The organism is Arthrobacter sp. SX1312, from assembly GCF_002929295.1.
In the GTDB taxonomy this organism is placed as follows: Bacteria; Actinomycetota; Actinomycetes; order Actinomycetales; family Micrococcaceae; genus Arthrobacter_D.
In genome coordinates this window covers 1209567-1219944 of sequence record NZ_PJIM01000002.1, presented here as the reverse complement: position 1 = coordinate 1219944, position 10378 = coordinate 1209567, and the positions used below count along the sequence as shown (strand labels likewise).

The 10378-nt window shown below is 69.6% G+C and carries 10 protein-coding genes; 3 read left to right on the top strand and 7 right to left on the bottom strand.

Features of this window, described 5'->3' with window-relative positions:
- Positions 1 to 1194: peptidoglycan DD-metalloendopeptidase family protein (locus tag CXQ92_RS18440; RefSeq protein ID WP_258069909.1), on the bottom strand; the 1194-nt coding region annotated here is incomplete at its 3' end.
- 129 nt (positions 1195 to 1323) lie between these two features.
- Positions 1324 to 2430: a GAF domain-containing protein gene (locus CXQ92_RS13255; RefSeq protein WP_306738610.1), complete on the bottom strand. Its 1107-nt coding sequence runs from the start codon at positions 2428 to 2430 to the stop codon at positions 1324 to 1326.
- Here CXQ92_RS13255 and CXQ92_RS18820 point away from each other — a divergent pair.
- Complete coding sequence (locus CXQ92_RS18820) at positions 2416 to 2658, top strand: hypothetical protein (RefSeq protein WP_306738609.1); 243 nt, start codon at positions 2416 to 2418, stop codon at positions 2656 to 2658. The two genes, CXQ92_RS13255 and CXQ92_RS18820, sit on opposite strands and share 15 nt — an antisense overlap.
- Before the next feature lie 79 nt (positions 2659 to 2737).
- On the opposite strand, the gene CXQ92_RS13250 is transcribed toward CXQ92_RS18820, so the two are convergent.
- A complete protein-coding gene (locus CXQ92_RS13250) occupies positions 2738 to 4159 on the bottom strand; it encodes an FAD-dependent oxidoreductase (RefSeq protein WP_104168141.1) in 1422 nt (473 codons plus the stop codon).
- Positions 4160 to 4355: 196 nt separating this feature from the next.
- On the opposite strand from CXQ92_RS13250, the gene rarD reads away from it, so the two are divergent.
- Positions 4356 to 5318, top strand: coding sequence for an EamA family transporter RarD (rarD, locus tag CXQ92_RS13245; protein ID WP_258069908.1), 963 nt, complete (start codon positions 4356 to 4358; stop codon positions 5316 to 5318).
- Positions 5319 to 5345: 27 nt separating this feature from the next.
- Here rarD and CXQ92_RS13240 read toward each other — a convergent pair whose 3' ends face one another.
- Positions 5346 to 6566 (bottom strand): saccharopine dehydrogenase family protein, encoded by a 1221-nt coding sequence (locus tag CXQ92_RS13240; protein WP_104168140.1) that lies wholly within the window; start codon positions 6564 to 6566, stop codon positions 5346 to 5348.
- A complete protein-coding gene (locus CXQ92_RS13235) occupies positions 6566 to 8128 on the bottom strand; it encodes an APC family permease (RefSeq protein WP_104168139.1) in 1563 nt (520 codons plus the stop codon). The genes CXQ92_RS13240 and CXQ92_RS13235 overlap by 1 nt, the downstream gene beginning before the upstream one ends.
- 99 nt (positions 8129 to 8227) lie before the next feature.
- On the opposite strand from CXQ92_RS13235, the gene CXQ92_RS13230 reads away from it, so the two are divergent.
- Complete coding sequence (locus CXQ92_RS13230) at positions 8228 to 8770, top strand: TetR/AcrR family transcriptional regulator (protein WP_104168138.1); 543 nt, start codon at positions 8228 to 8230, stop codon at positions 8768 to 8770.
- A 28-nt stretch (positions 8771 to 8798) separates the two neighbouring features.
- Here CXQ92_RS13230 and CXQ92_RS13225 read toward each other — a convergent pair whose 3' ends face one another.
- Both CXQ92_RS13225 and CXQ92_RS13220 read right to left on the bottom strand, forming a co-directional pair.
- Entirely contained in the window at positions 8799 to 9314 is a 516-nt protein-coding gene (locus tag CXQ92_RS13225; protein ID WP_181033656.1) for a MarR family winged helix-turn-helix transcriptional regulator, read from the bottom strand.
- A gap of 134 nt (positions 9315 to 9448) precedes the next feature.
- Positions 9449 to 10291, bottom strand: a complete 843-nt coding sequence (locus tag CXQ92_RS13220) for a universal stress protein (RefSeq protein ID WP_104168136.1) — start codon at positions 10289 to 10291, stop codon at positions 9449 to 9451.
- Between the last annotated feature and the right edge of the window lie 87 nt (positions 10292 to 10378).

Here is a 10378-nt window from a genome sequence, read left to right as displayed (position 1 = left end):
CTTGTCGACCGGCTTCTCGACCGGCTTGTCGGCCGGCTTGTCGACCGGCTTCTGCGCGGGCTTGTCGACCGGCTTCTCCGCAGGCTTCTCGGCGGGCTTGTCGACCGGCTTCTCCGCGGGCTTGTCGACCGGCTTGACCACGGGCGCGGGCCTGGTGCCCGACGACCCTGACGGGAGGTCGGGACGCGGAGCGGGCGTGACGCGTCCCGTCGCGGAGTCACCGGAGGCCCCGGGCGCATGGCCCGCATGGACTACGGCGTTGCCGCCCCACGGGGCCGCGACGAACGGATGATCACCGTGCACGGACTGGTCGGGCCGGGTGATGAACTGTGCCCACGCCGGGATGCTCGTCGCGGCACTGCCCTCGGGGTTGTAGTCCCTGAACATCCCGATGCGCTTTCCGTGGTGCGTGGGGGCCATCCTCCATTCGACCGGATCCGCATGCTCGCCGTCGAGGATCGTCTCGAAGTGCAGATGGCAGCCGGTCGAGGATCCCGTGGACCCGACCTCGGCGATCGTGTCCCCGCCGTTGACGGCGTCCCCCTTCTGCACGGAGATGCCCTGCAGGTGGTTGTAGCTCGTGATCAGGCCGTTTCCGTGGTCGATCTCGACGCGGTTGCCGCCACCCCACGGGTGCCAGCCCACAGCTCGCACCGTGCCGGCGTCTGCCGCGTAGACCGGCGCGCCGCAGGGAGCCGCGTAGTCCTGACCGGTGTGGAACTCGCCGGCCTCGCCGGAGATGGGGCTGGTGCGGTGACCGAAGGAGGAACTGGGCACGAGAGCGTCGAGGGGCGCGAAGAGGGTGCCCGCCGTCGGTCGCCGCACGGCGGACGTCATCAGGACCTCGGGGACGGCAGGTTCAGCGCCGATGGCCGGCGGAACGCCGAGCGGTGACCGCCCGGGATCACGGGCAACCAGGGGATCGAAGGACTTGAGGGGGTCGAGCGCCTCGAGGGGCATCAGCAGCGACGGGCCCACGAGGCCCGTCGGCGACAGTGCGTCGTGCCCGGACCGGGCGACCGTCGAAGCGGACGAAGGCCCGGAGGAGATCGTGGAGGCGGCCTCTTCCGACGGCGGCACGAATCCCTGGAAGCCGACGAAGCAGACCACGATCGCCACACTGGCATGCATGGTGGTGCGCGATGTTCGGGCGCTCCGGACCGGCCCGGCCGGGTGCCTTGCGGACTGCGTCATGCGTATCCCCCCTTGCCCGTCTGCTGCTTCAGTGCAGCCGCCGGGAAATGTTGTCCGGCGGAATCATCAGCCACCAGGCATAACGCTAACCCGGCCCATGCCCGTACGACGACGGATTATTGCGATTGGCTAACAAACTTTAGGAGAAATTGAGGAGGACGTCGAGGGTGCCGTCAGCTCGGCGTCGAGCCATTCCACATGCGCCACCACCGCAGCCCGCCGTGGGGAGCGCGGCGGGAGGACGCGCAGGGCAAGCTGCCACGCCTCCGCGTCGTACTCCGCCTCCGCGAGGGCGAGGTACTGGAGCACGGTCTCCGGTGCGCCGTCGTTGAGCACTGCGTCCCGCAGAAGGACTGACACCTCGTTGCGCAGTCTCACGATCGCGGGGGCCTGAGACCGAGGAAGGACCGGCCCGCGGTAGATGCCGAGTGCCATGCGGTGCGCGCCGCGATGAAGGTAGCTCAGGACCTGCACCGCATCGACGACCAGCTGTCCCGGCAGCCGGTAGGGGCGGGACTGTGGCACCGTGGCGTCCCCGTACTGCGCCAGGACCTTCCGCAGCCGCAGGATCTCCGCCCGGACCGTCGTCCCGGACGCCTCCTCCGGGTAGGCCATGGTCGCCAGCTGGTCCGCGGTGAGTCCTTCCGGGTGCAGGGCGAGGATGGTCAGCAACTCGGCATGGCGGAGGCTCAACTCGAGCGAGGCGCCGCCGGTGTGGACCACCCCGTGGTCGATCCCCAGGATCTGCAGGCTGTTCCGGTAGAGCGCCGCCTGGCCACGCCCCTGCCGGCGTCGCTTCGTGCGCGGCAACCGGTCCTGCAGCCGGTGGATGCTCAGCTGCGCCTCGGCAGCCGCCACCGCGGCTTCGACGAGCGCCAGCGTGTGGGTGGCGACGGCATCGTCGGTGCCCGTGATGTCGACGACGCCGAGCACCGTCCTGGAGTCGGGGTCGTGCACCGGCACCGCCGTGCAGCTCCACGGATGGGCCTTGCGACTGAAGTGCTCCGCCCCGGCGATCTGCACGCTGCGGTCGAGGGCGAGCGCCGTGCCGGGAGCGCTCGTCCCGACGGTCGATTCCGACCAGTCCGCTCCGGGGACGAAGAGCATGCCCTCCGCGCTGCGGCGCAGCTCGCGATCCCCGTCCACCCAGAGAAGCCGTCCGTTCTCGTCGCCGACGGCCACCAGCATCCCCGCTTCCAGGCTCGGCTGGACGAGCAGGCGGTGGATGACGGGCATGACGGCAGCCAGGGGATGGCCCTGGCGGTAGGACTCGAGCTCCTCCTCGGAGCAGAACAGGCGGGCCTCGGCAGCGGCGGGATCACGGAGGAAACCGAGGGACCTGCGCCAGGATTCGCGGACGACGCCGCGGAGGTCACCGTCTATTCCCGTGCCCTGCCCCAGCGTTTCGTGTGCTGCGAAGGCTCTTCGCTGCAGCGCATCGGAGGAGAGCTCGGCTTCGGCTAGTGAACGGGACGGCGACATCGGCACTCCGCTTCGTGACCAGTCCCAGGGATGGCGTGGGACAGGTCACAGTGTAGCCGGACTACTCACCGCGGGAAATGGCCACCATGTCCTCGCGGGGCACGAGTTTCACGCGCTCCCGGACGAGCTCGGCGTTGCCCGAGGTGTTGACGAAGTTGGCGCCCAGCTTCATCTCGTGGGCGTCCAGTTTCAGCCACCCCTCCCAGGTGGTGTAGCGGACGCCGCGCGCCTCGAGGAGTTCGATGATCGCGTCCTCGGAGCCGTCCTCGGCCGGCGGGAGATTCAGCCGGTCCTCGAGGAGGTAGCCGATGGTTTCGAGCGCGTCTCCCTTGGTGTGGCCGATCAGGCCCACGGGGCCCCGCTTGATCCAGCCGGTGGCGTAGATGCCGGGCACGGGCGTGCCGTCCTCGTCGATGACGCGTCCGCCCTCGTTGGGGATGACGCCGCGCTTCTCGTCGAAGCCCACCTCGGGAAGTTCCGACCCGAAGTAGCCGATGGCACGGTAGACGGCCTGGACGGGGTAGTCGATGATCTCCCCGGTCCCGTGGACACTGCCGTCCCCGGTCAGTTCCGTGCGCTCGAACCGCATCCCCGCGACCCTGCCCGGGGTCTCGGGAGAATCGTGGACCTCGATCGGCGAGTGGAGGAAGTGCAGGTGGAGGCGGCGGGAGGCACCGGTCGGCTCGTCCTCGACCAGCCAGTTGGTCAGCGTCTTCACCATGGTCTTCGTCTGGTTGTTCGATGCGATCTGCGCCTCCGAACCGGCGTCGAAGTCGAAGTCCTCGGGGTAGAGGACGATGTCGACGTCGCGGGAGTGCGAGAGCTCCCGCAACTCCAGGGGCGTGAACTTCACCTGCGCGGGTCCGCGACGGCCGAAGACGTGGACGTCGGTCACGGGCGAGGCCTTGAGCCCCTGGTAGACGTTGTCCGGGATCTCGGTGGAGAGGAGGTCGTCGGCGTGCTTGGACAGGATGCGGGCGACGTCGAGCGCCACGTTCCCGTTGCCGATCACGGCGATCTCGCGGGCCTCGAGCGGCCAGTCCCGGCTCACATCGGGATGCCCGTCGTACCAGGACACGAAGTCGGCACCGCCGAAGGAGCCCTCGAGCCCGATGCCGGGGATGTCCAGGTCCGCGTCCCTGATGGCCCCGGTCGCGAAGATGACGGCGTCGTAGAAGCGCCGGAAATCGGAGAGTGTAAGGTCCCGGCCGTAGTTCACGTTCCCGAGGAAACGGATGTCACCGCGGTCCAGCACCTTGTGGAGAGCATTGACGATGCCCTTGATGCGCGGGTGGTCCGGGGCGACCCCGTAGCGGATCAGGCCATAGGGTGCCGGGTACTGGTCGAAGAGGTCGATGCTGACGGCGAAGTCGCCCCCCTGGACCTCGTTCGACTTCGTCAGGATGTCGGCAGCGTAGACGCCCGCCGGACCGGCGCCGATGATCGCGACCCGCAGCGGCCGTGCCGCAGCTGAGGTAGACACTGATTAGCCTTCTTCCCGGTGGAATGCTCCCGATGGTTACCGCGGTGCGAATAAGCGCACAGTTCCTTATTCTAAATGCCGCAGGGCTACGCCGACGAAAACAGTGGCGCGCATCTCCCCCGGCATTCGTTCCCGGATGCGTACAGGATCGGCCGGACAGGGGAATAAAGGCCTTCCGGGCCCCGTTCACGCCCTCGTGACTGCAACACGCGGGAAGACACCGAGGCCGGCACGGAGCGAGAACTCCACGGGGACCCTCTTCGGGATCGGCGCGTACGGGCTGTGGGGGCTGCTGCCGCTGTACTTCCTCGTCCTGGCGCCCGCCGGTCCCGTCGAGATCGTGGCCAACCGCGTGCTCTGGTCGCTGGTCTTCTGCGCCCTGCTCCTCACCGCGCTGCGCTCGTGGCGGCCTGTCCTGACGGCCCTGCGCACGCCGCGGATCGTGGGGACCCTGACCATCGCCGCACTGCTGATCGCGGTCAACTGGCTGGTCTACACCTATGGGGTCACCACCGGGCAGGCGATCGAGGCTTCCCTCGGGTACTTCATCAATCCCATCGTCTCGGTCCTTCTGGGCGTCGTGGTGCTGCGCGAGAAACTGCGTCCGCTGCAGTGGACGGCGATCGGCATGGGCATCCTCGCCGTGATCGTGCTGGCGATCGGGTACGGCGCGGTGCCGTGGATCGCCCTCACGCTGGCCTTCTCCTTCGGCCTCTACGGGTTCGCGAAGAAGAAGGTGGGGTCCCGGGTGGACGCGATCTCCAGCCTCAGCATCGAGACGGCGGTCCTGGCGCCGATCGCCCTCGCCGTCATGCTGTGGCTCGGGTCGACGGGCGCCGCGACCCTGACCACCGAGGGCGCGGGGCACTTCTGGATCATGGCTGCCTCGGGTGTCATCACCGCCGTCCCCCTCATCTTCTTCGGCGCGGCAGCGCGCCGTCTGCCACTGACCACCATCGGACTGCTCCAGTACCTCGCGCCCGTGCTGCAGTTCCTGCTCGCGCTCCTCGTCCTGCACGAGGAGATGCCGTTCGAGCGGTGGATCGGCTTCAGCCTGGTGTGGGTGGGACTCATCCTCCTCACCGTCGACATGCTCCGCACCGTGCGCCGCCAGCCGAGGCCCGCGCAGGTGCAGGAACCCGCCGCGACCGCCGTCTGACGCCGGAGGCAGGACCGCGTCCCAGGGTCAGCGTTCCTCCATCCCCCAGGGCGATCCGTAGCCCAGCGGCGCGTCCGCGGCGAGCAGGTCCAGGAAGGGTCGCGCGTCGAACGCTTCCGGCCCGAGGACCCCCGAACCCCGCCAGGTCCCCGCGGCCAGCAGTTCGAGGGCGATCACCGGGTTGACGGCGGTCTGCCACACCACCGCCTGCGAGTTGTACTGCGCCATGGTCCACTCGTTGTCCACCACGTGGTACAGGTACACCGAGCGGGGCGCGCCGCCCTTGCCCACGCCCGTGACGAGGAGCCCGGCGCAGGTCTTACCCTTCATCCGGTCGCCCAGCGTGGCCGGGTCCGGGAGCACCGCGGCGACGACGTCCCGGGGCGCCACGGCCACGCCTTTCACGGAGACCGGCTCGGTGGAGTCCAGGCCCAGTTTGTGCAGGGTCCGCAGGACCCCGATGAACTCCTCGCCGAGGCCGTACTTGAAGGTCACCTTCCTGGCGTCGGTCCAGCGGGGCATCAGGATCACCTCCTCGTGCTCCACGTTCACGCACTCCACGGGGCCGATCCCCTCCGGGAAGTGGAACACCTCCGGCGCGCTGAACGGTTCGGTCGTGTACCAGCCACGGTCCCGTTCGAAGACCACCGGCGGGTTCAGGCACTCCTCGATGGTGGTCCAGATGGAGAACGACGGCGCGAAGTCGTATCCCTCCACGGTCAGGTTGGCGCCGTCGCGGACCCCGAGTTCGTCGATGGAGGAGAACAGCTCGTCCTCGGCGTACCGGGCGAAGACGTCCGACAGCCCCGGTTCCACGCCGATCCCCACCAGCGCGAGCCGCCCCGCAGCCGACCAGCGCCCGGCCGCCTCGAACTGCTCGTCGCCGAGCATGACCCCCGTCTTCTCGTACGGCTGGTCGGGATGCCGTACGGAGAGGCTCATCGCCATGTCCAGGTAGGTGGCGCCGGCGTCGAAACAGCCGTTGAACACCGGCATCACGAAGCGCGGGTCCACGGCGTTCAGCACGTGGGTGATCCTGTGCGCGCGCACGACGGCGGCCACGGCGTCCGCGGACGAGGCGTCGACCTGTGCCGCGAGGAGCCGGGGGTCCCCCAGCTCCTCGACGAGGCGCCGGGGTCGGGCGGGATCGTGGTCGGCGACCACCAGCAGGTCGAAGAAGGACCGGCGGACCGCGATCCGGGCGGCGGCGGAGCCGACTCCGCCGGCCCCGACGATGAGTATGCGCATCAGGACAGACCTCCGTCGATCGAACGCCTGCGGGTGTCCGGGGAGTCCGGCACCAGGACCGGGGTGTCCTCGTCGAGGCTCTCCCCGCGGAAGAAGGGGAGCGAGCCGGACCGGGTCCGCCAGAGCATCATGAGGACGAGTCCCAGCGCGAGTGAGCCGATGCCGGTCACGAAGGTCCCACCGATGCCCAGCAGCACGCTGTAGCCGTAGTCGACGTCGGCCATGTCCATGGCGGACCTGACGAACGCGGCCGTCAGCATCAGCGCACCGAGCAGCGGCAACAGGAACCGGAAGATCACGTTGTGCCGTGAGGTGAACAGCTCGCGCCGGAAGTACCAGACGCAGGCGTAGCCGGTGATCGCATAGTAGAAGGCGATGGCCAGGCCGAGCGAGAGGATGGAGTCGGCCAGGATGTTCTCGCTGATGATGGTCATGACCACGTAGTAGGCGATCGCGGAGATCCCCATCACCAGGGTCGAGAACGAGGGGGTCCTGAAGCGGGGGTGCACCGTGCCGAACCGGGCCGGCAGGGCGCGGTAGACGGCCATGGAGAGGGTGCCGCGGGCGGTGGGAAGGATGGTCGTCTGGGTCGAGGAGACCGCGGACACGAGGACCGCCACGACCAGCAGCCACGCCCACGGACCCAGCACGGCGTCCTTGAGCGCCAGGAACACGTCCTCGGAGTTGGCCTCGTTCCCGAGGCCGATCCCCTCCTCCCCCACACCGGCGTACATCATCGCCGCGACGCTGACACCCACGTAGGTGATGAGCAGCAGGACCGTGGAGATGAGGGCCGCGAGACCGGGGATGCGGCGCGGGTCCTTGGTCTCCTCGTTGAGGGCCAGGCATGCATCCCAGCCCCAGTAGATGAACAGGGCCAGGAGGATGGACTCGGTGAAGCCTTCGACGCTCTCGAAGGCGAAGGGGTTGAACCACTCGAGGGACACGGGTGTGGCGTTCTCCGCGGTCCCGCGTCCCACCGAGACGAGAGCCACGACCACGAAGAGGGCCAGCGCCAGGTACTGGATGCCGAGCAGCACGTTCTGCAGCCTGGCCCCGATCTCGACCCCTCGGTAGCTCACGAACGTCATGAGGGCGATGAAGACGACACCCGTGATCGTGACCAGCAGCGGGTTCCCGGCCAGGGATCCGTCCCCCACGAGCAGCCAGAGATAGAGGCCGCTGATCTGTGCGAGATTGGCCAGGACGACGATGCCGGCGACGGCGACGCCCCAGCCGGCCATCCAGCCCACCCAGGGACCGAACGCCTTGGTGGCCCAGGTGAAGGAGGTCCCGCAGTCGGGGACGGCCTGGTTCAGCTCCCGATAGGCGAAGGCGACGAACAGCATCGGGATGAACGCGAGGATGAATGCGATCGGCGTCTGGGCGCCGACGGCGAGGACCACGAAGCCGAGGGTGGCCACCAGGGAGTACACGGGTGCCGTCGACGCCAGGCCGATGACCACGGACGCCCAGAGCCCCAGCGTCCCGGCCGCCAGGCCCTTGCCGCGCCGCGCCGCTCCCCCGCCGGGATCCCTCGTGGGGGACGGGATCGAATTCATGAGGGCCTCGTCTCTGGAAGAAACCGACGCCACACGTCGTGGCTGACCGTCACTATACCGACCAGTCGGTTTTCTTAGAAGGGTCCTAGACTGCGGATCATGGCCACGCCTCCGACGACCGCCCAGCGCCTGATCGACGCCTACGAGGACATCCTCCTCACGGACGGGGAACGGGCCGCGACCCTCGATGCGATCGCCCTGAGGGCGGGGGTGTCCAAGGGCGGCCTCACCTACCACTTCCGGTCGAAGGACGAACTGGCGGCCGCGCTGTTCGACCGCCTCCGCCTCCTCGTGGCCGAGGACGTGGCGATCATGCGCGCGGACCCGGCGACGGCGGCCACCTACTACGTCACGAGTTCGCTCGACGTCCGCAGTCCCCTGGAGCGGTGCAACGTGGCGGTGACACGGCTGGCGCAGGGTTCACACCCGGAGGCGAACGAACTGCTGGCGCAGTGCCGGACGCTGTGGTTCGAGGTCCTGATGGAGGCCATGGGCCACGAGGACATGGTGCACCTCGTGATGCTGCTGGGCGACGGCATCTACTTCAACGCGTCCCTCACCGGCACGGGCGCGCTGCCCGCGGAGACCGACCCCGCGACGATCGACCGCATCATCGCGCTGGTGAGGACCATCCGGTACTGAGCCGGCCGGCCGGACCACGCGCAGCGTGTCAGGCGGGCGGTCCGTCCCCTCGACCGAGATACGCCGCGTTGAAGCGCGTCAGGAGAGCCGCGAGGTCGACGACGTCGGTCCTGCTCCATCCCGCGAGCTGCCGCCGGAAGCTCCGACGCCGGTCGGCGCGTGCTTCGTCGATGCGCCGGAGGCCCTCGGGCGTCAGCTGGACCGGGTGGGACCGCTCGTCATCGCGGGTCGCACCACGCTCCACCAGCCCGAGCCGCTGCAGCGCCGCGACGTGCCCGCTCACCGCCGACGCGCTCATGCCGAGCGTCACCGCGAGGTCGCTCACCCGGCAGGAACCGGCCAGGCGCACGGCGCACAGCAGGCTGTAGGCCGCGGGTTCCATCGCCGGGTCGATCCCGCGGGCGAGCGCCCAGCAGACCCGCTGCTCGCTGCGGCACATCGAGGCGGCGGTGTCCTCGACGGCGTCGAGCGCGGCATGGCGTCCGTCCTCGCACGGATCGGCGGGGACCGGGCCGGCGCCCGCGCGGTCGTGGAGTCCTTCCATCGCCGCATCGTAGGCCGGAGGGAACCCGTTCCGCCCCTGAATCCGCAGCATTACGTGTCATGACGTCGCAGCCGGGACGGCAGCGTGGATCGGCGCGGCGTGGATCAGCGCGACGTGGATCAGCGCGGCGTGGATCAGCGCGGTGCGCGCGCCCAGTCCCGTGGCACCACGACCATGGGCACCGGCAGGGCACGCAGCATCTGGTTGGCGGTGGTGCCGAGGAAGATCTGCCGGCGCTGGGCGAGACGGCTCGATCCGACGATCACGAGCTCTCCGGGATCCCACTCGATCTCGTCGATGGCCTGCTCGATCGTCCGGCCGTGGGCGACGGCGATCGAGGCCTCGTGGCCTGCAGGCAACTGCTCGACGGCGCGCGCCAGCACCGAGTGGGCATGCTGGTGGGCCTTGTTGATGGCCTCGCCGGAGTCGGACGCCTCGTGGACGTCCAGGGCGACGAGCGAGATCAGCCGCAGCGGGAGGCCTCGCCGTGCCGCGGACTCGACGGCGACCTCGAGCACGCCGTCCGCCCCGGCGCGGGTGCCGACCGCGCTCGTCATCCGGGTGAAGGCGGACCGGTGCCGGTAGCCGCGGGGGGCGAGCGCCACCGGGACGGTGGAGCTGTGGAGCACGGCATTCGCGACGCTGCCGACGGTGAAGCGCCGCAGGAGGCCGTTGCTGGACGCCCCGACGACGATCAGTCCGGCGTCGACGTCGGCCGCGACCTCGAGGAGCCCCTGCGCGAACGAGTCGGCGAGACGCACGTGCGTGGCGACCTCGACGCCGTCGGGCACGCCGGCGGCCGCGTGGTCGAGGGCGTCCTGCGCGCGTTGGCCGCCGGGTGCCATGCTGCCGTCCTGGGGCCAGTCGAGGACGGTGACCAGGTCGATGGCCGCCCCCTGTGTGAGGGCGAGCGACGTGGCCAGTTCGAGGGCGTCCTGCCCGCGGTCATTCCCGGTATAGCCAACGACGTAGCGCACGGCGGTTCCTCTTCCTCGATCGGGGCGAAGGCAGTGCGGCCTTCGGGAGCGCCGCGGAGTCGGTCCACTCTAGCGCAGCGCCCCCGT